Below are 26,147 nucleotides of genomic sequence, written 5' to 3'. Positions count from 1 at the left end.
GGCCCTTTTTTTGTTACCGGCAGGCAGTTGACCGCGCAGGAGGTTGCCGGCATCCGCAGCAGGGCCCAGGAGACGACGGGGCAGGGGTCCATCACCATCAAGGCCCGCGCCCACGCCGTCAAAGGAACGGTCGCCCACTAGAGGTGGCTGCGCTCTCCCGTTCTGGGGAGGCATCGAGGGGCCCGAAATACCGTACGCCGCAAAAAGTTGAGTACAATCAGGGCCGAACATCGGCTATAGTCGCTCCTGCTCGGGGGTTGTAAGTATCTGTGTCTGACCAGCGCTTTTTCGGTGACGATCTCGCCCAGAGCTTTTGGCTCATGGACAGGGGCGATTGCGCCGGGGCACTGAGCTTCGCCAAATCAGCCTATCTTTCAGCCCAGCAACAGGGAGAGCCCAGCACTCTGGCCCGCTGCATGAGCCAGATGGCGTGGTGCTGCATGCGGCTGGGCGATGTCGAGGCCGGGCTGGAATGCGCCGTCGCCGCCAGACGCCTCTGGAGCAAGCTTGATGACGCAGCCGAATTGGCGCGCATCAAGGCCATCGAAGCCTTCCTGCTGCTCGATATCGGCCTGAGCGACGATGCCTTCGATATGGCCTCGCTGGCGGTCGCTGCCGCCGAAAGCGGCAATGACGCCTCGGCACTGGCATTCGCGCTCAATGCCAAGGGCGTCACCCTGGCGGTTTGCCGGCAGGTTTCCATGGCCGTGCCGCTCCTCGAGCGCAGCACTGCACTGGCGGCAAGCGCCGGCAATGCCGGTCTCCACGCCTTCGGTCTGCTCAACCTCGGCTTTTGCTATGCCAAGCGCGCCGAAGAAGCCGAAGCCGCCCAGGACACGCCCGCCACGACGCTCTGGCTGGACCGCGCCATTCGCATAACCGACGAGGCCATTTCTGCCGCCGAAGCCTGTGGCGATCTCTGGACCCTGCGCGTGGCGCTCGGCAATTGCGCCGAATACAACGCTCTCAACGGCGATGTCGGCGCCGCGATGCAGCATCTGGAGCGCTCGGCGGCTTTGCCCGGCGAAGGCGGGGCCAGCCTTCGCATCCACTATCTCTATACCCTTGCAACAGCCCGGCTGCGCAGCGGCGATCTCACGGGCGCGCTGGAAGCAGCGCAGCAATCCCTTGCCCTCGCCGATGAAACGGGTCAGGTCGACCATCAGCTCAACGCCGCCGCCCAATTGGGGCGGGTCCATGAGGCTCTCGGTCAATTCGAACTGGCATTGGCCTTGCAAAAGCGTTTCCACGCGCTCTATGTGCGCCAGTCCGGCGAAACCACCCAGCGCCTCGCCAAAGCAGCGGAACTGCGCGCGGAAACCAGCCAATTGCGCGCTCGCGCCAGTGCGCTGGCCGCGGAAGCCTTGCTGGACGCGCTGACCGGCATGCCCAATCGGCGCAGTTTCGAGCGCATGGTGGAAGACCTTTCAGGCAGCGACTACGCGCTGGCCATCTTCGATCTCGATCATTTCAAGGCCGTGAACGATCAATATTCCCACCTCGTGGGCGACGACGTCCTGCGCCGCGTCTCCCGCACCCTGGGCGCCCATGTGGCCGATCTGGGCTTTGCGGCCCGTCTCGGCGGCGAGGAATTCGTCGTGATCCTGCCGCGCCATGATACCCAGGACGCGATCGCCATCGTGGAAGACCTGCGCCTCGCGCTCCACGACATCGATTGGAGCGACATCGCCCCGGGCCTTCGCACCACGGCAAGCATTGGCCTGTGCTCGACCGCCGAGGCTCGCCGCCACGACGAAATCATGGTCCGCGCCGACCAGCGGCTCTATGCGGCCAAGCATGGTGGCCGCAATCGCACGGTCTGGGGCGAAGCGGACCATCGCCGGCACGCCGGCTAGAACCCCATCGCTTTTCCGCCCAATTGCCGGTTCCGGCGTTTCTTTGTCCTATTTCTGCTCCAACCTCGCTATGAGATAGACAGAACTGACTCGCAGCGAGGCACTCATGGCCCACACCGATGCCCTTCTCACGCCTCAGGAAATGGCCCAGGCCGATCGCTTCGCCATCGAAGGCGGCGTCAGGTCCTTCCGCCTGATGGAGGCGGCGGGCAAGGCGGTGGCCGAGGCCATCATCGAGCGCTATTACCAGCGCTCCGTCCTCGTGCTCTGTGGCACCGGCAATAATGGCGGCGACGGTTTCATCGTCGCTCGCCTCCTGCAGCAGCGCGGCTGGCCCGTTCAGGTACGCCTCCTCGGCGAACGCGACGCTCTGCGTGGCGATGCGCTCGTGGCCGCCGAGCAATGGACAGGCCGCATCGATGCGCCGAGCGAAAAGGACATCGAGGACGCCGATCTCATCGTCGACGCCATTCTCGGCGCCGGGCTCGATCGCGACATCGAAGGCGAGATCGCCAGCATCATCACCACGGTCAACGGCTCGACGCTCCCCGTTGTCAGCGTCGACGTGCCGAGCGGCATCGATGGCGCCACAGGGGCCGTCCGCGGCGTGGCCATGATCGCCGACATGACCGTCACTTTTTTCCGCCTGAAGCCCGGCCATGTCCTACTGCCCGGTCGTCAGCACTGCGGCGAGGTCGTCCTGGCCGATATCGGAATTCCCGACGCAGTCCTCGACCGCATCAGCCCAAAAGCCTGGCAGAACACGCGCGAACTCTGGTCCATGCCGCAGTCCATGGCCGATGGCCACAAATATGACCGTGGCCACGTGATCGTCGTCTCCGGCAGCGAGCTCGAAACCGGCGGCGCCCGCCTTGCCGCCCACGGCGCGTTCCGCGTCGGGGCAGGGGTCGTTTCCCTCGCAGGCGAAACCGCAGCGTTACGCGTTCACGCCGCCCATGTGACCGCCATCATGCTCAAGCCGGCCGAAAATGCCGGCGAGTTGACCGAACTGCTGGCCGACAAGCGCATGAACGCCGTCGTCCTAGGCCCGGCCGCCAGCATTGGCGAAGCCACGCGCGACAAGGCACTGGCCACCCTGTCGTCCGGCGCAGCAACCGTGCTCGACGCCGACGCCATCACCAGCTTCGCCAGCGAGAGCGGCACCCTCTTTGCCGCCATCAAGGCCAATGCCGACCGCCCCGTCGTGCTCACTCCGCACGAAGGCGAATTCCAGCGCCTTTTCGGCAATGTGCCCGGCGGCAAGCTCGAACGCGCCCGCGCCGCCGCCCAGCATTCCGGCGCGATCATCCTCCTCAAGGGCAGCGATACCGTCGTCGCCGCGCCCGATGGCCGCGCCGCCATCAATGCCAATGCCCCCAACTGGCTCGGGACAGCCGGCTCCGGCGATGTCCTCGCCGGCATCATCGGCGGCCTGCTCGCACAAGGCATGAGCGGCTTCGATGCCGCCTGTGCGGGCGCCTGGCTGCACGCGGAAGCCGCCAACCGCTTTGGCGGCCCCGGCATGATGAGCGAAGACCTGCCGCCGCTGCTGCCGGCAGTCTTGGCGACCCTCTAGGGGCTGCATGACAAGGGCATGCCCTGGCATCCAAGTAGTCCTCGTGGTGAGGTGCGCAGCGAAGCGCAGCCTCGAACCACGAGGGCGTGGCACCTAGGTTTCGCTTACACGAAGCATCTCACCATACGGCGCGGAAAGCTCAATCCCAGCGCACCACGAGCTTTTCCAGCCCATGGAAATGGAACACGTCGTTGTATCTCGGCTGCTCGGCCAGTCGCAGTTTCGGCAGGCGCTGGAACAGCACCGACATGGCCTCCTGCAATTCGATCCGTGCCAGCGGCGCGCCGATGCAGAAGTGGATGCCGGCGCCAAAGCTGACATTGGCTCCATCCGTGCGGAACGGATCGAACCGCCCCGCATCGGCAAACCGCGAGGGATCGCGATTGGCCGCGCCAAGCATCAGCCCGATCACGTCACCCTTCCGTAGTGGAATACCTTCCACCTCAAGGTCCATCAGCGCATAGCGCGTAAAAAGATGCAGCGGCGCGTCAAAGCGCAAACACTCCTCCACCGTCGCCTCGGTCTGCTCCGGCGTCGCAAACAGCGTCTTGGGGTCAAGCCCACTTTCGAGAATGGATTTCACCCCATTGCCGGTCGTATGCACCGTCGCCTCATGCCCCGCATTGAGCAGAAGAATGGCGGTCGACATCACCTCATCGTCACTCAGCTTCTCGCCACCCTGTTCGGCGGTGAGCATGTGCGTGAGCAGATCTTCGCGCGGGGCGCGACGGCGCTCGGCGATGACATCGCGCAGATAGGTCATGAAATCGGCCGACGCCTTGTTGGCATCAAGTTCGGTCTCGTAGGTCACACCGTACATGTACATGGTGACCATGCGGTTGGACCAATTGAGCAATTGCGGCGCAGCCTCGGCCGGCAGCCCGATCATTTCTGCAATGATGATCGCGGGCAGGGGCGCGGCAAAAGCCTTGATCAGGTCGACGCTCTCTTCGCCCTCGAACCCGTCGATGATCTCGTTGGCCAACTGCCGGATCCGCGGCCGCAACTGCTCCACCTGCCGCGACACGAAGGCCCGATTGACCAGCATGCGCAGCCGCGTATGCCCGGGTGGCTCCAGGTTCAGCAGTGAGTATTTCTCGGTCAGGTCGAAATCCGCCACATGCGGCTTCGGCTCCGGCAGCCCGATCTCCTCGCGCGTCGCCACATGCAGGATTTCCCGCCCAAACCTTTTATCGCGTAACAAGGCGCTGACCGATTTGAAATCGGCAAAGCACCAATGCCCATATTCTTCCCAGAAAAACGCCGGATTGCTCGCATGCCGGTCGGCATAGAAGGCATAGGGATTCTGGAAAAACTTGGGATCGCGGGGGGCGGCGCTGGCGCGGCGGTCGTCCGCAACGTCGGTGATCGGCTTGACTTGAATAATGGCGGCCATGGTCGTCCGTGGGGCTTGTACGCCGTCACCTTAGGCCGAGCCCATCGCCATGCAAATGCCTCTGGTGGCTCAACGAAAAAAAGCTCAGAAAATTAGTCGAGCCCAGGAATGGGTACTCGTCGCGTCGCTGTCCAACCACGGAGACCGCACATGAAATTCCTCTGTCTTTTCCATTTCGCCCCCGATGCCTTTGCCGGCGTCACGCCCGAAGAAATGCGCCGCCTCGACGACGCGACCATCGAGCACGACCAGAAACTGCGCGCCGGCGGCCATCTGCTCCTCGCCTCGCCGCTGGCCGACGTTTCCACCGAAGAAGTCATCGACCGCCGCCGCCCCGTGCGCCTGAACGAAACCGACGGCCCCTATGCCGAGGCCAAGGAAGTCGTCGGCGGCGTCGTACTCATCCAAGCCGCTGATATGGCGGAAGCCAAGGCGCTCTTCGCCGACGATCCCATCGCCGCCCATTGCCGCATCCAGATCAGGCCGCTGCATGAAAATGACCGGCATAGCGAAACCGGCGAAGGCAGGCCTGAATTCAGGCCGGGATGAGGGGGCTTCACATTTGGAAGCTCCGCTTCTTGCTCTGAGCCTCTCCTCTCCTCGGTGTCATCCCCGCGAAAGCGGGGATCTCTGTTTCTTCAAACTGGGCGCCACTTTCGCGGGCTGACACCGAGACTGGGCTGAAAACCCTTGGCAAACGACTCGCAATGATGTCTTGAGAGCGCCAAACGCGACGAAGGAAATCCGCACGTGAGCGACATCACCGTTTCCGCAGCGATCGACGCCATCTACGCCTCGATCAAGAACAACAACGAAGATATCGACCTGCACATCGCAGCGCTCAAGGCTGCCATGGCCCGGGAAGGCGCCAAGGAAGCCGTGTTCGAGACCTCGAAGCTGGCCCAGCCCAACCGCTCGGGCCGCAAGCTCATGCAGGCCTATTTCAAGAAAAAGGGCATTGCCGTCTCCTTCGCTTAAAAAGCGAGAAGTGTAGCAAAATCGGAATTCCCAAACGGCACATTCACCTTAGCGCCACTGCATTGGCGACGCTCTATTGAAGCTGGCCCCAATGCCGCCTATTTGTGCCTTTACCGCCCGTTAAGGCGGCATAGCTGCAATCGGCCAGTCGCGCCGATTCGATTTCACCGCGTCCTTCTGCCTTGCCATGTGCGCGTTTGGGGGCAGGGGCGTGGGCAAACCAACCAAGCCTGCCGTCCGCTCGCGACGCCGACGGGGGCCAAGGGGCAAAATATGCGGGATCCGCACGATCTTTACATGAACACGCTCGTTCCCATGGTGGTCGAGCAGTCGAACCGTGGCGAACGCGCTTTCGACATCTACTCGCGTCTGCTGCGCGAGCGCATCATTTTCGTGACCGGTGTAGTCGAGGACAATATGGCCTCGCTCATCGTCGCTCAGCTTCTGTTCCTCGAATCAGAGAACCCGAAGAAGGAAATCGCCCTCTACATCAACTCGCCCGGCGGCGTGGTGACGGCTGGCCTTTCCATCTACGACACCATGCAGTTCATCCGCCCGGCCGTTGCCACCATGGTCATGGGCCAGGCTGCCTCCATGGGTTCGCTGCTTCTCGCCGCTGGCGAAAAGGGCATGCGCACCTCGCTGCCGAACTCGCGCGTCATGGTCCACCAGCCTTCCGGCGGCTTCCAGGGTCAGGTCACTGACATCCTGATTCATGCCAAGGAAGTCGAGGGTTTGAAGCGTCGTCTTAATCAGATTTATGAGAAGCACACCGGCCGCACTTACGAGGAAATCGAGAACGCTCTCGAGCGCGATCGCTTCCTGTCTCCGGAAGAAGCCAAGACCTTCGGTCTGATCGACTCCATCCACGAGAAGCGTGCTGTTCCCGAGGCATCTGCCTGATTTGACGCGCGTTAAGCACATTGCTGATGCGCCGTGGACTGTGATCCCACAGCAATTGCACACAGCCGGAACGGCCTTTAAGGTCGTTTCGGCTTAGACTTTCTTTATGTCTTCCGCGTTACGGTTTCCGATAACGCTGATTTTGGGGACCAAAAGTTCCCGGGAGTGACTGATGTCCAAAGAGACAACGAACGGCGAAACCTCCAAGAACACGCTGTACTGCTCGTTCTGCGGGAAGTCGCAGCATGAGGTTCGCAAGCTTATCGCCGGCCCGACCGTGTTCATCTGCGATGAATGCGTAGAGCTGTGCATGGACATCATCCGCGAAGAGAACAAGACCTCCATGGTCAAGTCCTCCGATGGCGTGCCGACCCCTGCCGACATCTGCAAGGTGCTCGACGATTACGTCATCGGCCAGGGTCGCGCCAAGCGCGTCCTCTCCGTGGCTGTCCACAACCACTACAAGCGCCTGCACCACGCGACCAAGAATCAGGACGTCGAGCTTTCGAAGTCCAATATTCTGCTCATCGGTCCCACCGGTTCCGGCAAAACCCTGCTCGCGCAGACGCTGGCGCGTATTCTCGACGTGCCCTTCACCATGGCTGACGCCACGACCCTGACCGAAGCCGGTTATGTCGGTGAAGACGTCGAAAACATCATCCTGAAGCTGCTCCAGGCCGCCGACTACAATGTCGAAAAGGCCCAGCGCGGCATCGTCTATATCGACGAAGTCGACAAGATTTCTCGCAAGTCGGACAATCCGTCCATAACCCGCGACGTGTCGGGCGAAGGCGTGCAGCAGGCTCTCCTCAAGATCATGGAAGGCACCGTTGCCTCCGTGCCTCCGCAGGGCGGCCGCAAGCATCCGCAGCAGGAATTCCTGCAGGTCGATACGACGAACATCCTCTTCATCTGCGGCGGCGCCTTCGCTGGTCTTGAAAAGATCATCTCGGCTCGCGGCGAAGGTTCGGGCATCGGCTTCTCGGCCACCGTCAAGGATCCGCAAGACCGTCGCGTCGGCGACCTCCTCAAGGATGTCGCTCCGGAAGATCTCGTCCGTTTCGGCCTGATCCCGGAATTCATCGGTCGTCTCCCGGTCCTTGCGACCCTCGAAGACCTCGACATTCCGGCCCTGATCGAAATCCTCACCGCCCCGAAGAACGCCCTCGTGCGTCAGTATCAGCGCCTCTTCCAGATGGAAGAAGTCGAACTGACCTTCCACGAAGACGCCCTCAAGGCGATCGCCGAGAAGGCCATCGAGCGCAAGACTGGCGCCCGCGGCCTCCGCTCGATCATGGAAGCGATCCTCCTCGACACCATGTACGACCTGCCCTCGCTCGAAGGCGTCGAAGAAGTGGTGATCTCGGAAGAAGTGGTGAAGGGCAAGGACGTCCGGCCGCTCTACATCTACTCCGAGCGCAAGAAAGACGAAGAGCCAGCGTCGGCGTAAGCCGGAACTGGATTGAAATCAAAACGCCGGGTCTCGCGACCCGGCGTTTCTGTTTTGGTTGAACGCGATGGCACGTCTTCCCTCGCCCCTTGAGGGAGAGGGACCGGAATTTCTTCGTTCAGAGGAAATTCCAGGGTGAGGGGTATTCTGTCCTCCGCAGAGGAGAGGGTGGGCGAATCTCATACCCTCTTCGGGCACCTTCTCCCGTAGGGGGAGAAGGAAGGCTGCCGTCAGTCCTCCCCAGTCACAAACTCCACCGGCCCCGGCTCCTCACCCATAATCGACCGCCCAAACAAGCTCGCCACCAGATCCACCAGCAGCGTTGCGCTCTTGCCGCCGTGGTCGACGAACGGATTGAGTTCCACGATATCCAGCGACCCCACGACGCCGCTGTCGTGCAGCATCTCCATGATCAGGTGCGCCTCGCGATAGGTTAGCCCGCCCGGCACCAGCGTGCCGCCACCCGGCGCCAAGGCCGGGTCGACCACATCCACGTCAAAACTCACATGCAGATGCCCATTAGCGGCTTTCACGCGGTCTAGTATCGGCTGCATCAACCCGACCACACCCGTCTGGTCGATCTTGCGCATGTCGATCACTTCCACGCCGCGCGCCTGCAGCAGCCGGCGCTCCTCCCGATCGATTGAGCGCGCCCCAAAGATCGTCACATTGCGCGGCTCGATCTTCCCCAGCCAGTCGCCCTTGAAAGTCTTGTCAAACCCCGGCTCGCCACAAAGCAGCGCCAGCGGCATCCCATGGAGATTGCCCGAAGGCGACGTGTCTGGTGTGTTGTAGTCCGCATGTGCATCGACCCAGAGCACATGCACCGGCTTACCCTTTGGCTCATTGAACCGCGACACCGCCGACAGCGACCCCATGGCAATCGAATGGTCCCCGCCCACAAAGATCGGAAAATTTCCGGCCTCCAGAATGTCATAGCCCGCCTGACTAGTCCGCTCCGCCAGCTCCAGCACATCCGCCTTGCGTTCGTCCGGCAATCGCCAACTCGACGGATTGGTGCTGATCTCCGGATGCACTCGCCTCAGATCGCCATGGTCGGCAATCGAATGCCCAAGCTCCACCAGTGCCTCAAGCAGCCCCGCCACCCGCAGCGCCTCCGGTCCCATGCCGCAGCCGCGAACCGAAGCGCCCGAGGCCGTCGCTACGCCCAGAATGTCGATCCGTTTGGGTTTCGTTACCATTGTTTGGTCCTCATTTTGGGGCATGGTTCTTGGCAAAGCATGGCACAGCTTCCTGTCACACCCAATCTATAGGCTGCGACTCGGCGGCTGAATGACCAAAAGCCAGATTCTCCTTTGTATCCAAGGCACACGCCTGTTCCTGCCTTATTAGGCATGCCTCCTGTGCGAAGCGGTGCAATAGGTCACAAAAGCGCAATGATTGACTTGCGGCGAGGGCGTGCGAACCTATTTATTAACCTGAATCGCCCAGCCTTGCAGGATTGGGCAGTCGCAATACGGGCGCGCTACTCCAATTCCTCCCGGCGCGCCCCGGAAAGGAAATATGATGTCGGACGTCAATCCCACCGGCGAAACGAGCCGGGACCGGGTTTACCCGGTTCTTCCCCTGCGCGACATCGTGGTCTTCCCCGGAATGATCGTGCCGCTGTTTGTCGGTCGCGAAAAGTCGGTCAAGGCTCTTGAAGAGGTCATGCGCGACGACAAGCACATTCTTGTCGTGACCCAGAAGAACGCGCAGGACGACGATCCCGCCCCGGATCAGATCTACAGCACCGGGACGATCGCCACTGTGCTTCAGCTTCTGAAACTTCCAGATGGCACCGTGAAGGTCCTCGTGGAAGGTCTCAGCCGCGCGACCATCGACAATTATCTGCAGACGGAAGAATATTTCGAAGCTGAAGCCAGCCCGCTTCCCGAGCCCGAGGAAGACGCGACCGAGCTTGAAGCTCTGGCGCGCTCCGCTCAGAGCGAATTCGAAAACTACGTCAAGCTGAACAAGAAGATCTCGGCAGAGGTCGTGGCTGCGGTCGGTCAGATCGAGAGCCCGTCCAAGCTCGCCGATACCATTGCCAGCCACCTGGTCATCAAGATCCCGGAAAAGGAAGACCTGCTCTCTACGGTCTCCGTGATCGAACGCTTCCAAAAGGTGATAGGCCTGATGGAAGGCGAGATCGGCGTGCTGCAGGTCGAAAAGCGCATCCGCTCGCGCGTCAAGCGCCAGATGGAGAAGACGCAGCGCGAATACTACCTCAACGAGCAGATGAAGGCGATCCAGAAGGAACTCGGTGACGGCGAAGACGGCACCAACGAGATCACCGAACTGGAAGAGCGCATCGCCAAGACCAAGCTTTCGAAGGAAGCTCGGGCCAAGGCCGATGGTGAAGTCAAGAAGCTCAAGGGAATGAGCCCGATGTCGGCTGAGGCCACTGTCGTGCGTAACTACCTTGATACGCTTCTCGGCCTGCCATGGGGCAAGAAGTCCAAGGTCAAGCGCGACCTGCTGCTGGCAGAAAAGGTGCTGGACGAAGACCACTACGGTCTCGAAAAGGTCAAGGAACGCATCCTTGAATACCTGGCCGTGCAGGCTCGCACCGGCACGCTCAAGGGCCCGATCCTCTGCCTCGTCGGCCCTCCGGGCGTCGGCAAGACCTCGCTCGGCAAGTCGATCGCCAAGGCGACCGGCCGCGAATTCGTGCGCATGGCGCTCGGTGGCGTTCGTGACGAAGCCGAAATCCGCGGTCACCGCCGCACCTATATCGGCTCCATGCCCGGCAAGATAATCCAGTCGCTCAAGAAAGTGGGAAAATCCAACCCGCTCTTCCTGCTCGACGAAATCGACAAGATGGGCCAGGATTTTAGGGGCGACCCGTCTTCGGCTCTGCTCGAAGTGCTCGATCCGGAACAGAACAATACGTTCGCCGATCACTATCTGGAGGTCGATTATGACCTCTCGGACGTGATGTTCGTGACCACCTCGAACACGCTGAACATTCCCGGCCCGCTGATGGACCGCATGGAGATCATTCGCCTCTCGGGTTACACCGAAGAGGAGAAGCACGCGATCGCCAAGCAGCACCTGATCCCGGAAGCCGCCAAGGAAAACGGCGTGGCCCACGGCGAATTCGTGCTCGACGACGACATGCTGATGAAGGTTATTCGCGGCTATACCCGCGAAGCCGGCGTCCGCAATCTGAAGCGCGAAATCTCCAAGCTGATGCGCAAGGCGGTTACGGACATCGTCCGCACCAAGACCAAGTCGATCACCATCGACGAAGAGCGTCTGGCCAAATATCTCGGCCCCGCGATCTTTACGCATGGCGAAATCGAAGCCGAGTCGCAGGTTGGCCTGGTTACCGGCCTCGCCTGGACTTCAGTTGGTGGCGAGCTGCTGACCATTGAAGGCGTGATGACGCCGGGCAAGGGCCGCATGACGGTCACCGGCAACATCAAGGAAGTGATGAAGGAATCGCTGACGGCGGCCACGGCCTATGTCCGCTCTCGCTCGATCGACTTCGGCATCAAGCCGCCGATGTTCGACACGCGCGACATTCACGTCCACCTGCCGGAAGGCGCAACGCCCAAGGATGGTCCGTCGGCCGGTATCGGTCTTGCGACTGCCATCGTTTCGGTGATGACCGGCATTCCGGTCCGCAACGACGTTGCCATGACCGGCGAGATCACGCTGCGGGGCAGGGTACTTCCCATCGGCGGCCTCAAGGAAAAGCTCCTTGCAGCCCTCCGCGGCGGCATCAAGACGGTGCTCATCCCTGAGGAAAATGTGAGGGATCTCCAGGAGATCCCGGACATCGTCAAGGAAGGCATGGAGATCGTCCCGGTCTCCCGCATGGACCAGGTCATCGAACGCGCTCTGGTGCGCAAGCCCGAAGCCATCGAATGGAATTTCGATGAAGCCCCGGCTGTCGCCAAGACTGATGCAACCGACGATGCCTCGGCCAGCCTGACGCACTGATCGATCCGACAAAAATGAAAACGGCGGCCTCCGGGCCGCCGTTTTTGTTTGTGGCTTTGGTTTTCCAGTAGCCCTCATCCTGAGGTGCGAAGCGTAGCGTAGCCTCGAAGGGCGAGGGCGTGCCCGGATGCTGCAGTGCCACGCCCTCGTGGTTCGAGGCTTTGCTCCGCAAAGCACCTCACCATGAGGGACTACTGCGTCAATTTCCCCACCAAGCTCAGCCGCATGCCCTCAACCAAATATTTCAGCCCGCGTTCAAACGCCTGCTCGGTATTGATCGAGCCCTCTTTCTCCAGCGATCGGAACGCTTCCGCTAGAATCGGAAATGGCACCAGCTCGGCATCGAGGTCGCCGTCCTGGCCGACCTCTTCCTCCATCCGCTCACGCTCGCCCTGTTCCTCGAGCACATAGCCCACCACATAGCGCGCCATGGAAATCGAAATGTGCAGTGCTTCCTCGGCCGAAAACCCGGCATCGACATAAAACTTCAACTGCAACTCGGCATCGGCAAAGTCCGTCGTCGATGGCCGCGTCCCCGCCGCGATCCGAGCGCCATCCCGCACAGCCAGCAGCGTCTTCCGCATGCTGCGCGAAGTCGCATAGGTGAAATCCACCCAGTCCTCGCCCCGCGAGGGCAGGCGATGCGTGTGATAGCGCGCCAGCATCTCGCTGTTGATGGCATCAAGCAGCGCCGACTTGTTCTTGAAATGCCAGTAGAGCGCCGGCTGCTGCACGCCCAACCGCTCCGCCAGCTTCCGCGTCGTCAGCTTGTCGATGCCCACCTCGTTCAAGAGGGCCATGGCCTCATCGACAATACGGCCACGATCAATCGCCATGCGCAAAACCCTCTTGACTTATCATCGATAAGGGAGCTTATCGGCGATAAATGAACTTATCACCGATAAATTACCTCTGGAGGTCCTTATGAACAAGGCCCTGATCGTCATTCTCGCGACCGTCGCCATAGATGCGATTGGCGCGGGCCTCATTTTTCCCATCCTGCCCGAACTGCTGACCGAGTTGACCGCCGGCGGCGACATCGGCTTCCTCTATGGCGCCATGCTCGCGGTCTACGCCATCATGCAGTTCATCTTCTCGCCCGTGCTCGGCGCCCTCAGCGACCGCTTCGGCCGCCGTCCGGTCTTGCTGCTCTCGCTTGCCGGCACGCTGCTCGACTACCTCGTCATGGCATTGACGCCCTTGGGCTGGGTCCTCGTCGTCGGTCGCGCCATGGCGGGCATCACCAGCGCCAACATGGCGGTCGCGTCAGCTTACATCACCGACATCACCCCGCCCGAACAACGCGCCCAGCGCTTCGGCCTCGTCGGCGCCGTCATGAGCACGGGTTTCATTATTGGCCCCGTCATCGGCGGCGTTATGGGCGCCTGGTGGCTCCGCTCCCCCTTCCTCGTCGCAGCCCTCTTCAACGGCCTCAATCTCGCCGTTGCCCTCTTCGTCCTGCCCGAAAGCCACAAGGCATCGGAGGAAAAATTCGATTTCAAGCAGCTCAACCCGCTCGCTCCCCTGGTCTGGCTCTGGAACTTCAAGCCCCTGCTGCCCATGGTCATCGTCTCGGTCGTCTTCGGCCTCATCGCCGCCGTGCCCGGCACCATCTGGGTTCTCTACGGCGCCGAGCGCTTCGGCTGGGATTCGGTCCATATGGGCATCTCGCTCTCCGTCTTCGGCGTCAGCGGCGCTTTGGCCCAGGCCTTCCTCGTCGGCCCGCTCACCAAGCGCTTCGGCGACCTTGGCACCCTGATGATCGGCGTCGCCTTCGATACGCTTGCCTACACGCTCATGGCCTTCGCCTATCAGAGTTGGATGGGCTACGCCGTCGCCCCGCTCTTCGCCCTCGGCGGCGTCGCCATGCCCGCGCTGCAGTCGCTGCTGACCAGCCGCGTCAGCGACGAACAGCAGGGCCAGTTGCAAGGCGTCCTCGCCAGCCTCATGAGCCTGGCCGGTATCGTCGGCCCGGTCCTGACCACCGCCATCTTCTTCTCCACCAAGAACATCTGGATCGGCACCATCTGGATCGTCGGCGCCGCCCTCTACGTCCTCGCCACGCCGCTCTTCGCCACGGTGCGCCAGCCCAAGCCCGCAATGGCCTGAGCCGGGCAGGGCGCCTCCTGTCGAAACCTGTCAGCACCATCCGTCATAGGGTAGGTGGGGTTGTAACGGCCCCGTGAACGCCCTACCTCCCTTTACCGGCCGGTGAGCCAAACAGGAGAACACCTTGAACAAGGCCCTCGTCGTCATCCTCGCCGCCGTGATGCTCGATGCCATCGGCATCGGCCTGATCTTCCCGATTCTCCCCGCGCTCCTCCGCGATGTCGGGCACACATCCGACATTTCGATTCTGCTCGGCGTCATGCTGGCGCTCTATTCGGCTTGCCAGTTCCTGTTTTCGCCGATTCTCGGCGTGCTCAGCGATCGCTTCGGCCGCCGTCCGGTCCTCCTGGTCTCGCTGGCCGGCGCCGCCATCGACTACCTGATCATGGCCTTCGCCCCGCATCTCTGGATGCTGGTGATCGGCCGCGCCATTGCCGGCGTCACCAGTGCCAATATGGCAGTCGCCACCGCCTACATCACCGACATCACCACTGAAGACGAACGCGCCCAGCGCTTCGGCCTCTTTCACGCCATGTTCGGCGTCGGCTTCATCATCGGCCCCGTCATCGGCGGCATCCTGGGCGATTGGTGGCTCCACGCCCCGTTCCTGGCCGCCGCCATACTAAACGGCGTCAATTTCGCCCTCGCGCTTTTCGTCCTCCCCGAATCGAGGCCCGGCAAGGCCGACGCGCGTTTCACCTGGGAAACCCTCAACCCCTTCAAGCCGCTGGCTTGGGCCTTCAACTTCAAGGCCCTGGTGCCGCTGATGGCCATCTTCCTGATTCTCAATTTCGTCGGCACCGTCTATGGCACCGCCTGGGCCCAGTTCAGCGAAGACCAGTTCGCCTTTTCCGGCCTCACCATCGGCCTTTCGCTCGGCGCCTTCGGCGTTTTTCACGCCCTTGCCCAGGCCTTCCTGACCGGCCCGGCCGTTGCGCGCCTCGGCGAGCGCTGGGCGCTTATCGTCGGTATGGCCTTCGAAACCGGCGCCATGCTCACCTTGGCTTTTGCCGGCCACGGCTGGCTGCTCTTTGCCATGGCGCCGCTCTTCGCCCTGGGCGGCATCGGCATGCCGGCCCTGCAATCCCTCACCACCCAGCAAGTCGATTCTGATCGCCAGGGACAGCTCCAGGGCGTGCTCGCCAGCATTGTCAGCATCGCCTCGGTCTTCGGCCCGCTGCTCTTCAGCGCCATCTACGCGTCGGTGCGCCATGATTGGCCCGGAATGATCTGGATCGTGGCCATTGGCATCTACTGTCTTGCCCTGCCATTGATGATTGGCATCCGAAGCAGCCCCGCTGCGGCAAAAAACCCGGCGGAATGATGGTGAAAAGGCCGGAAAAGCTGATAGTTCGGCCTTGTCGGTCCTCAATTTCCGCGTCATTAACGTTCCCGTACCGTTCGACCTCGCCAAAACGGCGGAAACTCTTGCGCTTCAGCTAGAATCGACCAAGGGTTGCCGCCACCAAGCTTCGCCAGCGAGGGCGGGCATTCACTGTGAGGATACGCAATGAACAAGAACGATCTGGTTGGCGTCGTTGCCGACAAGGCTACGATCACCAAGGCTCAGGCCGCTGAAGCGGTTGACGCAGTGTTCGAAGCAATCACCGCCGCCCTTAAGTCGGGTGACGAAGTTCGTCTCGTTGGCTTCGGCACCTTCGCCGTGTCGCAGCGCAAGGCATCGACTGGCCGCAACCCGGCCACCGGCGCAGAGATCCAGATTCCGGCCTCCAATCAGGCCAAGTTCAAGCCCGGCAAGGGCCTGAAGGACGCGATCAACTAAAAGCACCGCTTTTAGCGCTTCAAACAAACGGTCCCGCGAACACTCGCTGGGGCCGTTTTGTTTTGCGGGGTAAGGGGCCTGGCCTTCGCGCGTGTGCTCCCATCCCTATCCCCTCCGCCGAGGGATTGTTTACGCCGGACTGCTCTGCCCTCTGATTTCCACCCCCGGTGTCATTCCCGCGAAAGCGGGAACCCCTGTTTGAAACGGAGGTCGCCGCTTTCGCGGGGATGACACAGAGAGAGCGAAAGCATCCGCGTGCGTCCAAGGGGAACAGTCTCCCGCCAATGGGAGGCTCTGCACCGAGGCGGAGGCGGGGTTTGCGCGATAGGCACTACGCCACGACCCGGTCTCCGCCCCACACCCCCCACAGCTCGAACCGCCCACCGGCAAATTGCCTGTTGACGGGCAAGGGCAGGGGCCCTAATCAGAGCGCCGTTCCAGACCATTGTGTCGGACGGGCGATTAGCTCAGTTGGTAGAGCGTCTCGTTTACACCGAGAATGTCGGCGGTTCGAGTCCGTCATCGCCCACCATTTTCCGTTTCCCGACCACTTCCGCCTCACGGGGAAAGGTCCAGACGGAAAATCAGAAGCCGCGGGTTCCAATATCCCGCGAAGACTTCAACCATCCGCCATCTCAGCCCTAGATGCTCCGGCCGCTGCCCTTCGAGGGCCCATCAGCTCGCGTGCCTGTTGAAAAAACGCGCCTTGTGGCTTGAAGCATAATAGTTTTCCACAGCCTCGATCGCCTCTGTGAAGTTTTTATGCCGGATGCGGAAAGGGGCGCTTGACTTAAAGAGGGGCGCTGGGTACATCAGCGTCACGTTCAGCGGGCCACACGGTTCGCCGATGCGGGAGTAGCTCAGTTGGTTAGAGCGCCGGCCTGTCACGCCGGAGGTCGCGGGTTCGAGCCCCGTCTCTCGCGCCACCCTTTCTAAAAGGAGTGGCCTGATATGGCGCCCATCGGGCGCCTTTTTTGTTTGCTCTCTTTTTTGTGTGTAACGAACCGGATGCGGCCACCGTATCTGCTGGTAATATGGCCAGTAGGAAGGTGCTCCATGTCGCCACGTTTTCCCGATTTTACGTTTTCGCGTCGCAGTCTGCTCGGCGGATTGGCGGCGGTTTCCGTCCTTGGCTTTGTCGCGCGGCCGGGCGCGATCTTCGCGCAGGAAGAGCCGGTAGTCATTCCCGCACCCGATAGGGATCTTGATGATTCAGGCACATCGGCCGTCGCTGTCTTTGCCGGCGGGTGCTTCTGGGGCGTGCAGGGCGTGTTCCAACGCGTGAAGGGCGTCACCAATGCCGTGTCGGGCTATGCCGGCGGCGCGGCCGATACCGCCACATATGACCAAACGACCCGCGGAGACACCGGCCACGCCGAAACCGTGGAAGTCACCTACGATCCCTCGGTCGTTACCTTCGGCAAGCTGCTGCAGATTTTCTTCTCCGTCGCCCACAATCCGACCCAGCTCAATTTCCAGGGCCCGGACCGCGGCACGCAATATCGCTCGACGATTTTCCCGGTGAATGACCAGCAGGCCGAAGTTGCCAAGGCCTATATTGCCCAGCTCGACGCCGCAAAGCTCTTTCCCGGCCCGATCGTCACTACGCTCGAGCCTTTTGAAGCTTTCTACCCCGCAGAACAGTACCATCAGGATTTCCTGACCCTGAACCCAACCTGGCCCTATATCGTGCGGAATGATCTTCCCAAGATCGCGGCCCTGGCGGCGCTGTTCCCGGATGTCTATCGCACCGAGCCGGTATTGGTCGGAGAACTACCCGCCGCCTGAGCGCGGTGTGCCCCCAATGCAACGGCGGCGCGGTGCCTTGTTTTGGCCCCCCAATGGACGGCTTGTGGCCGGATTGAGCGACGAACGTCACTCTCGGCCGCAGAATTCGGGTGTTGCACATCTGCATCGCCCGGCGGTCGAGGAAGACCAGCATGGGAACGGGCAGATCAGTCTTCCGTTCTCCGCTTATCTGCTGGTTGTAGTGCTAAGGAGAAACGCGATGCGCTCGTCTCACAAGATCGCCCTGGCAACACTTGCCACCGCCCTGATGTCGGGCTCGGCCTTCGCTGCCGATCTGATTACCGTGCCCACGAGCACACCGGCGGCATTGCCCGTCTATGAGGAAGCGGCCGGTTTTGACTGGAACGGTTTCTATGCCGGCGTCTATGGCGGCATCCAGAATAGCTCGGTCGGTGGTATGCAATATGGTGCTGGCGCCATGGCCGGTGTGAATGCCCAGTTCGATTTCTACCTTCTGGGTGCCGAAGTCGCGGTGCAGGGGATTACCGGCGGCAATACCAATACCAGCTACGGCCAGATCCTCGGCCGTGCCGGTCTCGTCGTTTCCGACAATGTCGTGGTCTATGCGGCCGGCGGCTATGGCATCGATCTCGGCGTGCCGGAAGAGGATGACGCCCTGCTTGGTGGCGGTGTCGAACTGGCCGTCACCGACAATGTCTCGGTCCGTGCCCAATACCTCCACGGCTTCCCGCTCAACGGCGGCAACCCCAAGGACCAGTTCACTGTCGGCGCCGCTTTTCACTTCTGAAATAGCGCTGCTTTTCATTTCTGAAATAGCGCCGCTTTTCACTTCTGATTGCGGTTCGATTCGTCGCCCAAAAGCGTCGAATCCTATCGAATCCCTAAAAATGGCCCCGCAATTGTTGCGGGGCCATTTGCATTTCGGGCAACAATGTGGCAGCGTGCCCTTCAACAGCCATATTTGGGCTGGCGTCCGATCACAATTTGGGACGCCGATCCAAGGCTGAATGCGTCAATTTGTATCAAACTGGACCAATTCCGCGGCCTAAAGGCAACACTCGCTCGATTTGGTCATGAAAACTTATCCCCACCGCCCAATATGTGTTGGCGCGGGGTTGCCTCTTTTTCTCCCTTGAGTCATTAGTCCGGTCGACTACGGTTAACTCTATGGGAGTGCAAGATATGTTTGTACGTTCTCTCTCGCTCGGCGTTGCTGCCGCTGCACTCATGGTTGGTGGCGCTCAGGCTGCTGATCTGATCATCCCGACCACCCCGCAGCCGATCTACGAAGCTGCTGGCTTCGATTGGTCCGGCCTCTACGCTGGTGTCCGCGCTGGCGGCCAGTGGACCGGTTCGAACGCTTACGCAAACACCACCGTCAACACCACCTATGGCGTTGTTGGTGCTGCTGTCGGCGTGAACTTCATCCCGGTCGACCCGTTCCTGCTCGGTGCTGAAGTCACCGGTGACTGGACCTGGGCAAACAACACCTCGTCGGGTGAATTCTTCGCCAACCTCCGCGCTGGCGCTGTCGTCACCGACTCCGTGCTCGTCTACGCCCTGGGTGGCGTTGGCGTGAACACCACCGGCAACACCACCGAATCCGTCTACCAGCTCGGTGGCGGCGTCGAAGTTGCTGTGACCGATGCGATCACCGTCCGCGGTGAACTCGTTGGCCAGGGTGACTTCTCGAACGTTGCTGGCGACCAGTTCTTTGAGTCGGCCAAGGCAACCGTTGGCGTCTTCTACCACTTCTAAGACGATATTTTTCGCGGCGGCCTAGGTCGCTGCGGAACAAGTCTTGCAAACCCAGGCGGCGAACCGGTTTCCGGTTCGCCGTTTGTGTTTATTACCAATGGCTTAACGCTGGGCCATTTCGGTGTTGTCGATTGGCTACACTTGTCGAAAAGCGGACACGTTTTGGGCGATGTGATGGCCTAGCCCATTGCGGGGCGCCCGAGGCTCTGTCAGGTTACAGTAAGTTATCACCGTAATCTTCGAGGGCTTAAAATGTCTGTTCGTTCTCTGCTTATTGGCGTGTCGATCGCCGCTCTTGGTACCGCCGCCGCTTCGGCAGCGGACCTGATCATCCCGACCACTCCGCAGCCGATCTACGAAGCTGCCGGTTTTGATTGGGAAGGCCTCTACATCGGTGCTCGCGCCGGTGGTCAGTGGACTGGCACCAATGACTATGCCAACCACACCCTGAGCTCCACCTATGGCGTCATCGGTGCTGCCGTCGGCGTGAACTTCATCCCCGTCGATCCGTTCCTGCTCGGCGTTGAAGTTACCGGCGACTACACCTGGAACAGCGTCAACTCGGGCGGCGAGTTCTTCGCCAACCTGCGCGCTGGTGCTGTCGTGACCGACGCCGCTCTCATCTACGCAATCGGTGGCGTTGGCGTTTCGACCGTCGGTGGCGGTTCGGAAGGCGTGTACCAGCTCGGTGCTGGTGTTGAATTCGCCGTTACCGACGCTGTCACCGTTCGCGGTGAAGTCGTTGGCCAGGGTGACTTCTCGAACACTGCCGGCGATCAGTTCTTCGAAGCTGCCAAGGCAACCGTCGGCGTCTTCTACCACTTCTAAGATTTGGTTGGCGGGCCTGTCTCGCCTCCCTCCAGTCTTGCGAACGGCGAGTCGGTATCGACTCGCCGTTTTCGTTTATTCGGGGCACATTGAGTGCCAATTGCGCTTTGCCACGCGTTTCAAAATTCGCGTTGCGCGCGCCAATATTTACGTCAAACTCACGTCTTCAAAGTCATAAGCTTTCTCAGCCATGCGGCTTAGATATATGATTTTTCAGGTCATATTTTCTTTCCCTTGAAACCATTTAGGGGAAGGTCTAAGCCCTAGCCATCAACTGACGCGGTGGTCGGCTCGCCCCAATTGCTTGCTCGCCTCGCGGATCGCCGGGACCCCTCCGACCGGCTCGAACCTTAGGCTGCCGCATGACTGACTTGCTCAGCAATTACCTGCCAATCCTTTTGTTTATCGGACTTGCTGCCGTCATCGGTGCCGCGCTTCTCGTGGCGCCGTTCATCGTTGCTTTCCGCAAGCCCGATCCCGAAAAGCTGTCCGCTTTCGAAGCTGGCTTCGATGCCTTCGACGACGCGCGCATGAAGGTCGACGTCCGATTCTATCTGGTGTCGATTCTCTTCATCATCTTCGACCTTGAAGTGGCGTTCCTCTTCCCCTGGGCCGTGGCGTTCCACGACATCGGGTGGTTCGGCTTCTGGTCGGTCATGGTCTTCCTCGGCCTGCTGACCGTCGGCTTTATTTATGAATGGCGCAAAGGAGCTCTGGAATGGGATTGAGCCCCTCCAACGCGACGCTGGTGACTCCCCGTCCAACCGGCGCTCTCGACCCGGCAACCGGCAAGCCCTTAGGCGCCGAAGATCCGTTCTTCGTCGGCGTGAACAACGAGCTGGCCGACAAGGGCTTCCTCGTCACCACCGTGTCGCAGCTCATCACCTGGGCCCGTACCGGCTCGCTGATGTGGATGCAGACGGGTCTGGCCTGCTGCGCCGTTGAAATGATGCAGATGTCGATGCCTCGCTACGACATCGAACGTTTCGGCACGGCGCCGCGCGCTTCGCCGCGCCAGTCCGACGTTCTCATCGTCGCCGGCACGCTGACCAACAAGATGGCGCCCGCTCTGCGCAAGGTCTACGACCAGATGCCCGAGCCGCGCTATGTCATCTCCATGGGCTCCTGCGCCAATGGCGGCGGCTACTATCACTATTCCTATTCGGTGGTGCGCGGTTGCGATCGCATCCTGCCCGTGGACGTCTATGTCCCTGGCTGCCCTCCGACCGCCGAGGCGCTTCTTTACGGCATTCTCTTGCTGCAAAAGAAAATTCGCCGCGACGGCACGATCGAGCGATAGGGCCGGGCCATGACTGATATTGTTGAAACCGTCGAGCCCGTCATCGAAGTCCACCCGCTGGTCGCCCTTGGCGAACACATCGTGGCTTCGCTCGGTGACGCCGTCACCGGCCTCGAGCATGCCTTCGGCGATCTCACCATCACCGCTCAGCGCGAATCCATCGTCGACGTCGTCACCTTCCTCCGTGACGACGCGAAGTGCCGCTTCATCTCCTTCGTGGATGTGTGCGGCGCCGACTATCCCTCGCGCGAATTCCGCTTCGACGTGGTCTACCACCTCCTCAGCCCCCACCTGAACCAGCGCGTCCGCGTCAAGGTTGAGGCCGATGAGGCAACGCCCGTTCCGTCCATCACCGGCGTCTTCGCGGGTGCCGACTGGTTCGAGCGCGAGACCTACGATCTCTACGGCGTGCTGTTCTCCGGCCACCCCGACCTGCGCCGCATCCTCACGGACTATGGCTTTGACGGCCACCCGCTGCGCAAGGACTTCCCGCTCACCGGCTTTGTGGAAGTGCGCTACGACGAAGAGCGCCGTCGCGTGGTCTATGAGCCGGTCGCTCTCGCCCAGGAATTCCGCTCGTTCGATTATTTGTCACCCTGGGAAGGTACGGATTACGTGCTGCCCGGTGACGAGAAGGCGAAGAACTGATGTCAGAAGTCGACGTCCGCAATTTCACGATCAACTTCGGCCCGGTTCACCCCTCGGCCCACGGCGTGCTGCGCATGATTCTCGAGCTCGATGGCGAGCTTGTTGAACGTGTCGATCCGCATGTCGGCCTGCTTCACCGCGGCACCGAAAAGCTGATCGAATACAAGACCTACCTGCAGGCGGTTCCTTACTTCGACCGCCTCGACTACGTGGCCCCGATGAACCAGGAGCATGCCTTTGCCCTGGCCGTCGAGCGCATGCTCGGCATCGAAGTACCGCGCCGTGGCCAGCTTATCCGCGTGCTCTATGCCGAAATCGGCCGCTTGCTCGCCCACCTGATGAACGTGACCACCCAGGCCATGGACATCGGCGCGCTGACCCCGCCACTCTGGGGTTTTGAGCAGCGCGAAAAGCTCATGGTTTTCTATGAGCGCGCTTCTGGCGCCCGTATGCACGCTGCCTATTTCCGTCCCGGTGGCGTCCATCAGGACCTGCCGCAGGCGCTGGTCGACGATATCGGCACCTTCTGCGAGGAATTCCCCGCAGCGCTCGCCGACATCGACACGCTCCTCACCGAAAACCGCATCTTCAAGCAGCGCGGCGTCGATATCGGCATCGTCCCGCTCGAAGAGGCATGGGGCAGGGGTTTTTCCGGCGTCATGGTCCGTGCATCCGGCGCCGCCTGGGACCTGCGCAAGGCGCAGCCCTACGACGCCTATGCCGAGATGGATTTCGATATCCCGACCGGCGCCAACGGCGACTGCTACGATCGTTACCTCGTCCGTATGGAAGAAATGCGGCAGGCCAATTCGATCATGAAGCAGTGCGTCGAAAAGCTGAACGCGCCGGAAGGCAAGGGCCCTGTGTCCTCGGTCGATGGCAAGGTCGTTCCGCCCAAGCGCAGTGAGATGAAGCAGTCGATGGAAGCTCTGATCCATCACTTCAAGCTCTACACCGAAGGCTACAAGGTGCCCGCCGGCGAGATTTACGCCGCCGTCGAAGCGCCCAAGGGTGAATTCGGCGTCTATCTGGTGTCCGATGGCACCAACAAGCCCTATCGCTGCCATATCCGTGCTCCGGGCTTTGCCCATCTGAGCGCCATGGACTGGCTCTGCCGCGGCCACATGCTGGCAGACGTCACCGCGATCCTGGGTTCGATTGATATTGTGTTCGGAGAGGTTGATCGCTGATGTCCGTGCGACGCCTTGCAGACGAGTCGGTTCAGCCGGCAAGTTTCGCCTTCAATGATGCCAACGCCGCCTGGGCTGAAAAGCGCATCGCGCTTTATCCCGCCGGCCGTCAGCAGTCTGCCGTTATTCCGCTGCTCATGCGTGCGCAGGATCAGGACGGCTGGGTTTCCCGCGCGACCATCGAAAAGGTCGCCGAGATGCTCGGCATGGCCTATATCCGCGTGCTCGAAGTCGCAACCTTCTACACCCAGTTCCAGCTCCAGCCCGTCGGCACCCGTGCCCACGTTCAAGTCTGCGGCACCACCCCGTGCATGCTGCGCGGGGCAGGGGAGCTGATCGAGGTCTGCAAAAGCAAGATCCACCACGATCCGCACCATCTCAACGAAGATGGCACGCTGTCCTGGGAAGAAGTCGAATGCGCTGGCGCCTGCGTCAACGCTCCGATGGTCACCATCTACCACGACACCTATGAAGACCTGACCGCCGGTCGCCTCGAAGAAATCATCGATGCGTTCCAGGCCGGCAAGGGCGACACCATCAAGCCCGGCACCCAGATCGAGCGCCTGAACGCCGCCGCCGAAGGTGGTCAGACGACCCTCCTCGAAAAGCCGACCGCCAAGCGTGAAAAGTTCGTGCCGCCCCCGCCGCCGGAAGGTTCGGCGCCAGCTACTGCAGGCGCGCCAGCGCCTGCTGCTGCCGCCCCGGCTGCTGCCGCTGCTGCTCCCGCCCCGACCACGGCCGCAAAGCCGAAGGACGTCTCGGAAGAATCCGCTCCCGCCCTCAAGGGTACGCCAAAGGAAGCCAAGGTTTCCGAGGCCAAGGCCGAAAGCGAACGCAAGGCCGCCAATGCTTCGGCAAAGGCAACCGGCAAGCCCGCCAAGGAAATGCGCGAAGACGCTGTCGGTGCCGAATCCAAGGCAGCCAAGGTTGATGGCGGCAAGGCTCCCGGCAAGAAGTCTGCCGATGCCCCTGCCGGCGAAGCCGCTGCGACCTCGGTGAAGAAGTCGACCAAGAAGGTCGTTGCTCCTCCCGCCGAAGGCCTGAGCCCCACTGCCGAGACCGGTGGCCCCACGCCGCTGTTCCAGAAGCAGGAAGGCCCTGCCGACGATCTCAAGCTGATTTCGGGCGTCGGTCCGGTTCTCGAAGGCAAACTCAACGCAGTTGGCATCACCAAGTGGAGCCAGGTTGCGACGATGACGCCGGAACAGATCACGGCTCTGGAATCTAGCCTCAACTTCAAGGGCCGCGTTGCGCGTGACAATTGGCTGCAACAGGCCGAAGTCCTCGCCCGCGGCGGAATTGAGGAATATCGCAAGGTGTTCGGGAAGGATCCCCGCTAATGCTCGCTGATAAAGACCGTATCTTCACCAACCTCTACGGCCAGCACGACTGGCGCCTCGAAGGCGCGCGTGCCCGTGGTTCCTGGGTTGGTACCAAGGAATTTCTCGACCAGGGCCGCGATTGGATCACCAACGAGGTCAAGGGTTCGGGCCTGCGCGGCCGTGGCGGCGCTGGTTTCCCCACTGGTCTCAAGTGGAGCTTCATGCCCAAGGTCAGCGATGGCCGTCCGCATTACCTCCTTGTGAACGCTGACGAATCCGAGCCCGGTACGTGCAAGGACCGCGAGATTCTGCGCCACGATCCGCACCACCTGATCGAAGGCTGCCTGATCGCATCCCGCGCCATGGATGCGCACCTCGCCTTCATCTATGTCCGCGGTGAATTCATCCGCGAACGTCAGCGTCTCGAGGAAGCCGTTCAGGAAGCCTACGACGCCAAGCTGATCGGCAAGGACAATATCCACGGCTGGGATCTGGACATCATCGTCCATCATGGCGCCGGCGCTTACATCTGCGGCGAAGAAACCGCTCTGATGGAATCGCTCGAAGGCAAGAAGGGCCAGCCCCGCCTCAAGCCGCCGTTCCCGGCCGGCATGGGCGTTTATGGCAACCCGACGACCGTGAACAACGTCGAGTCGATCGCCGTCGTTCCGGAAATCCTGCGTCGCTCCGGCGCCTGGTTCTCCTCCATCGGCCGTCCGAACAATGTCGGCACCAAGCTCTTCATGGTCTCCGGCCATGTGAACAAGCCGGCGACCTTCGAAGAAGCCCTGGGCGAGAGCTTCAAGGACATCATCGAAAAGCATTGCGGCGGCATCCGCGGCGGTTGGGACAATCTCCTCGCCGTTATCCCGGGTGGTGCTTCGTGTCCCGTCGTGCGCGGCGAAGACATGATGGACGCCATCATGGACTTCGACGGCATGCGCGAGAAGAAGTCCTCCTTCGGCACCGGCGGCATGATCATCATGGACAAGTCGACCGATATCATCCGGGCCATCTGGCGCATCGCTGCTTTCTTCAAGCACGAGAGCTGCGGCCAGTGCACGCCGTGCCGCGAAGGCACCGGCTGGATGATGCGCGTCATGGAGCGCATGGTCGAAGGCCGCGCCCAGAAGCGCGAAATCGACATGCTGTTCTCGGTGACCAAGCAGATCGAAGGTCACACGATTTGCGCCCTCGGCGACGCAGCAGCTTGGCCGATCCAAGGCCTGATCCGCAACTTCCGCCCCACCATCGAGGCGCGGATCGACCAGTACACTTATTCTTCCACCAGCGACGGCGCGGTTCCGTCGATCGCTGCGGAGTAGGGCA

23 protein-coding genes and 2 tRNA genes are annotated in these 26,147 nt (G+C 61.5%); 22 read left to right on the top strand and 3 right to left on the bottom strand.

The window, feature by feature from the left end; genetic code table 11:
• Nucleotides 1-269 precede the first annotated feature (269 nt).
• Both JP75_RS03090 and JP75_RS03085 read left to right on the top strand, forming a co-directional pair.
• Nucleotides 270-1,856 carry a GGDEF domain-containing protein gene (locus tag JP75_RS03090; protein WP_084587444.1) on the top strand — a complete coding sequence of 529 codons (1,587 nt, stop codon included), beginning with the start codon at nucleotides 270-272 and terminating at the stop codon, nucleotides 1,854-1,856.
• 106 nt (nucleotides 1,857-1,962) lie between these two features.
• Nucleotides 1,963-3,432 carry a bifunctional ADP-dependent NAD(P)H-hydrate dehydratase/NAD(P)H-hydrate epimerase gene (locus JP75_RS03085; RefSeq protein ID WP_035079029.1) on the top strand — a complete coding sequence of 490 codons (1,470 nt, stop codon included), beginning with the start codon at nucleotides 1,963-1,965 and terminating at the stop codon, nucleotides 3,430-3,432.
• A gap of 139 nt (nucleotides 3,433-3,571) precedes the next feature.
• On the opposite strand, the gene JP75_RS03080 is transcribed toward JP75_RS03085, so the two are convergent.
• A complete protein-coding gene (locus JP75_RS03080; protein WP_051960238.1) occupies nucleotides 3,572-4,828 on the bottom strand; it encodes a cytochrome P450 in 1,257 nt (418 codons plus the stop codon).
• A 150-nt stretch (nucleotides 4,829-4,978) separates the two neighbouring features.
• On the opposite strand from JP75_RS03080, the gene JP75_RS03075 reads away from it, so the two are divergent.
• From JP75_RS03075 to clpX, 4 genes are all read left to right on the top strand, one after another.
• Entirely contained in the window at nucleotides 4,979-5,377 is a 399-nt protein-coding gene (locus tag JP75_RS03075) for a YciI family protein (RefSeq protein WP_051960236.1), read from the top strand.
• 201 nt (nucleotides 5,378-5,578) lie between these two features.
• The gene (locus JP75_RS03070) at nucleotides 5,579-5,806 is read left to right on the top strand and encodes a hypothetical protein (protein WP_035079026.1); all 228 of its coding nucleotides are present in this window, start codon (nucleotides 5,579-5,581) and stop codon (nucleotides 5,804-5,806) included.
• A 273-nt stretch (nucleotides 5,807-6,079) separates the two neighbouring features.
• On the top strand, nucleotides 6,080-6,709 hold the full coding sequence (locus JP75_RS03065) for an ATP-dependent Clp protease proteolytic subunit (protein ID WP_035079023.1): 630 nt from the start codon (nucleotides 6,080-6,082) through the stop codon (nucleotides 6,707-6,709).
• A gap of 172 nt (nucleotides 6,710-6,881) precedes the next feature.
• The gene (gene clpX / locus JP75_RS03060; protein ID WP_035079020.1) at nucleotides 6,882-8,159 is read left to right on the top strand and encodes an ATP-dependent Clp protease ATP-binding subunit ClpX; all 1,278 of its coding nucleotides are present in this window, start codon (nucleotides 6,882-6,884) and stop codon (nucleotides 8,157-8,159) included.
• 230 nt (nucleotides 8,160-8,389) lie between these two features.
• Here the strand turns inward: clpX and rocF are convergent, their stop codons facing one another.
• A complete protein-coding gene (gene rocF, locus JP75_RS03055) occupies nucleotides 8,390-9,361 on the bottom strand; it encodes an arginase (RefSeq protein WP_035079016.1) in 972 nt (323 codons plus the stop codon).
• A 325-nt stretch (nucleotides 9,362-9,686) separates the two neighbouring features.
• Between rocF and lon the strand changes: the two genes are divergently transcribed.
• Nucleotides 9,687-12,110 (top strand): endopeptidase La, encoded by a 2,424-nt coding sequence (gene lon, locus JP75_RS03050; RefSeq protein WP_035079013.1) that lies wholly within the window; start codon nucleotides 9,687-9,689, stop codon nucleotides 12,108-12,110.
• Between the two features lie 191 nt (nucleotides 12,111-12,301).
• Here the strand turns inward: lon and JP75_RS03045 are convergent, their stop codons facing one another.
• The gene (locus JP75_RS03045; RefSeq protein WP_035079011.1) at nucleotides 12,302-12,946 is read right to left on the bottom strand and encodes a TetR/AcrR family transcriptional regulator C-terminal domain-containing protein; all 645 of its coding nucleotides are present in this window, start codon (nucleotides 12,944-12,946) and stop codon (nucleotides 12,302-12,304) included.
• Between the two features lie 88 nt (nucleotides 12,947-13,034).
• Here JP75_RS03045 and tet(30) point away from each other — a divergent pair, with 88 nt between their 5' ends.
• From tet(30) to nuoF, 15 genes are all read left to right on the top strand, one after another.
• A complete protein-coding gene (tet(30), locus tag JP75_RS03040; protein ID WP_084587442.1) occupies nucleotides 13,035-14,219 on the top strand; it encodes a tetracycline efflux MFS transporter Tet(30) in 1,185 nt (394 codons plus the stop codon).
• A gap of 124 nt (nucleotides 14,220-14,343) precedes the next feature.
• Complete coding sequence (gene tet / locus JP75_RS03035) at nucleotides 14,344-15,543, top strand: Tet(A)/Tet(B)/Tet(C) family tetracycline efflux MFS transporter (protein ID WP_035079009.1); 1,200 nt, start codon at nucleotides 14,344-14,346, stop codon at nucleotides 15,541-15,543.
• A gap of 186 nt (nucleotides 15,544-15,729) precedes the next feature.
• On the top strand, nucleotides 15,730-16,002 hold the full coding sequence (locus JP75_RS03030) for an HU family DNA-binding protein (protein ID WP_035079006.1): 273 nt from the start codon (nucleotides 15,730-15,732) through the stop codon (nucleotides 16,000-16,002).
• 456 nt (nucleotides 16,003-16,458) lie between these two features.
• Nucleotides 16,459-16,534: transfer RNA gene (locus JP75_RS03025), tRNA-Val, on the top strand.
• A gap of 317 nt (nucleotides 16,535-16,851) precedes the next feature.
• Nucleotides 16,852-16,928, top strand: a tRNA-Asp gene (locus JP75_RS03020).
• A 130-nt stretch (nucleotides 16,929-17,058) separates the two neighbouring features.
• Nucleotides 17,059-17,790 (top strand): peptide-methionine (S)-S-oxide reductase MsrA, encoded by a 732-nt coding sequence (gene msrA / locus JP75_RS03015; protein WP_035079003.1) that lies wholly within the window; start codon nucleotides 17,059-17,061, stop codon nucleotides 17,788-17,790.
• A gap of 220 nt (nucleotides 17,791-18,010) precedes the next feature.
• The gene (locus JP75_RS26410) at nucleotides 18,011-18,559 is read left to right on the top strand and encodes an outer membrane protein (RefSeq protein ID WP_035078999.1); all 549 of its coding nucleotides are present in this window, start codon (nucleotides 18,011-18,013) and stop codon (nucleotides 18,557-18,559) included.
• 395 nt (nucleotides 18,560-18,954) lie between these two features.
• A complete protein-coding gene (locus JP75_RS03005; RefSeq protein WP_035078996.1) occupies nucleotides 18,955-19,530 on the top strand; it encodes an outer membrane protein in 576 nt (191 codons plus the stop codon).
• A gap of 252 nt (nucleotides 19,531-19,782) precedes the next feature.
• Nucleotides 19,783-20,358 (top strand): outer membrane protein, encoded by a 576-nt coding sequence (locus tag JP75_RS03000; RefSeq protein ID WP_035078992.1) that lies wholly within the window; start codon nucleotides 19,783-19,785, stop codon nucleotides 20,356-20,358.
• Nucleotides 20,359-20,720: 362 nt separating this feature from the next.
• On the top strand, nucleotides 20,721-21,086 hold the full coding sequence (locus tag JP75_RS02995; protein ID WP_035078990.1) for an NADH-quinone oxidoreductase subunit A: 366 nt from the start codon (nucleotides 20,721-20,723) through the stop codon (nucleotides 21,084-21,086).
• Nucleotides 21,077-21,658 carry a NuoB/complex I 20 kDa subunit family protein gene (locus JP75_RS02990; protein ID WP_035078989.1) on the top strand — a complete coding sequence of 194 codons (582 nt, stop codon included), beginning with the start codon at nucleotides 21,077-21,079 and terminating at the stop codon, nucleotides 21,656-21,658. The genes JP75_RS02995 and JP75_RS02990 overlap by 10 nt, the downstream gene beginning before the upstream one ends.
• Nucleotides 21,659-21,667: 9 nt before the next feature.
• Entirely contained in the window at nucleotides 21,668-22,306 is a 639-nt protein-coding gene (locus JP75_RS02985) for an NADH-quinone oxidoreductase subunit C (RefSeq protein ID WP_051960234.1), read from the top strand.
• Nucleotides 22,306-23,496, top strand: coding sequence for an NADH-quinone oxidoreductase subunit D (locus JP75_RS02980; RefSeq protein WP_035078987.1), 1,191 nt, complete (start codon nucleotides 22,306-22,308; stop codon nucleotides 23,494-23,496). Before JP75_RS02985 ends, JP75_RS02980 begins: the two co-directional genes overlap by 1 nt.
• Nucleotides 23,496-24,836, top strand: a complete 1,341-nt coding sequence (nuoE, locus tag JP75_RS02975) for an NADH-quinone oxidoreductase subunit NuoE (RefSeq protein ID WP_035078984.1) — start codon at nucleotides 23,496-23,498, stop codon at nucleotides 24,834-24,836. The genes JP75_RS02980 and nuoE overlap by 1 nt, the downstream gene beginning before the upstream one ends.
• Nucleotides 24,836-26,143, top strand: a complete 1,308-nt coding sequence (gene nuoF, locus JP75_RS02970; protein ID WP_035078981.1) for an NADH-quinone oxidoreductase subunit NuoF — start codon at nucleotides 24,836-24,838, stop codon at nucleotides 26,141-26,143. Before nuoE ends, nuoF begins: the two co-directional genes overlap by 1 nt.
• Nucleotides 26,144-26,147: the final 4 nt, after the last annotated feature.

This window comes from Devosia riboflavina (assembly GCF_000743575.1).
Classification (GTDB): domain Bacteria; phylum Pseudomonadota; class Alphaproteobacteria; order Rhizobiales; family Devosiaceae; genus Devosia; species Devosia riboflavina.
This window is presented reverse-complemented; position numbering and strand designations above follow the sequence as displayed.

What these genes read in the sequence shown, in the direction of transcription:
- JP75_RS03085 (WP_035079029.1), top strand. Translation starts at nt 1,963, where the DNA reads ATGGCCCACACCGATGCCCTTCTCACGCCTCAGGAAATGGCCCAGGCC.
- JP75_RS03080 (WP_051960238.1), bottom strand. Translation starts at nt 4,828, where the DNA reads ATGGCCGCCATTATTCAAGTCAAGCCGATCACCGACGTTGCGGACGAC.
- JP75_RS03075 (WP_051960236.1), top strand. Translation starts at nt 4,979, where the DNA reads ATGAAATTCCTCTGTCTTTTCCATTTCGCCCCCGATGCCTTTGCCGGC.
- JP75_RS03065 (WP_035079023.1), top strand. Translation starts at nt 6,080, where the DNA reads ATGCGGGATCCGCACGATCTTTACATGAACACGCTCGTTCCCATGGTG.
- clpX (WP_035079020.1), top strand. Translation starts at nt 6,882, where the DNA reads ATGTCCAAAGAGACAACGAACGGCGAAACCTCCAAGAACACGCTGTAC.
- rocF (WP_035079016.1), bottom strand. Translation starts at nt 9,361, where the DNA reads ATGGTAACGAAACCCAAACGGATCGACATTCTGGGCGTAGCGACGGCC.
- lon (WP_035079013.1), top strand. Translation starts at nt 9,687, where the DNA reads ATGTCGGACGTCAATCCCACCGGCGAAACGAGCCGGGACCGGGTTTAC.
- JP75_RS03045 (WP_035079011.1), bottom strand. Translation starts at nt 12,946, where the DNA reads ATGGCGATTGATCGTGGCCGTATTGTCGATGAGGCCATGGCCCTCTTG.
- JP75_RS03030 (WP_035079006.1), top strand. Translation starts at nt 15,730, where the DNA reads ATGAACAAGAACGATCTGGTTGGCGTCGTTGCCGACAAGGCTACGATC.
- msrA (WP_035079003.1), top strand. Translation starts at nt 17,059, where the DNA reads ATGTCGCCACGTTTTCCCGATTTTACGTTTTCGCGTCGCAGTCTGCTC.
- JP75_RS26410 (WP_035078999.1), top strand. Translation starts at nt 18,011, where the DNA reads ATGCGCTCGTCTCACAAGATCGCCCTGGCAACACTTGCCACCGCCCTG.
- JP75_RS03005 (WP_035078996.1), top strand. Translation starts at nt 18,955, where the DNA reads ATGTTTGTACGTTCTCTCTCGCTCGGCGTTGCTGCCGCTGCACTCATG.
- JP75_RS03000 (WP_035078992.1), top strand. Translation starts at nt 19,783, where the DNA reads ATGTCTGTTCGTTCTCTGCTTATTGGCGTGTCGATCGCCGCTCTTGGT.
- JP75_RS02995 (WP_035078990.1), top strand. Translation starts at nt 20,721, where the DNA reads ATGACTGACTTGCTCAGCAATTACCTGCCAATCCTTTTGTTTATCGGA.
- JP75_RS02990 (WP_035078989.1), top strand. Translation starts at nt 21,077, where the DNA reads ATGGGATTGAGCCCCTCCAACGCGACGCTGGTGACTCCCCGTCCAACC.
- JP75_RS02985 (WP_051960234.1), top strand. Translation starts at nt 21,668, where the DNA reads ATGACTGATATTGTTGAAACCGTCGAGCCCGTCATCGAAGTCCACCCG.
- JP75_RS02980 (WP_035078987.1), top strand. Translation starts at nt 22,306, where the DNA reads ATGTCAGAAGTCGACGTCCGCAATTTCACGATCAACTTCGGCCCGGTT.
- nuoE (WP_035078984.1), top strand. Translation starts at nt 23,496, where the DNA reads ATGTCCGTGCGACGCCTTGCAGACGAGTCGGTTCAGCCGGCAAGTTTC.
- nuoF (WP_035078981.1), top strand. Translation starts at nt 24,836, where the DNA reads ATGCTCGCTGATAAAGACCGTATCTTCACCAACCTCTACGGCCAGCAC.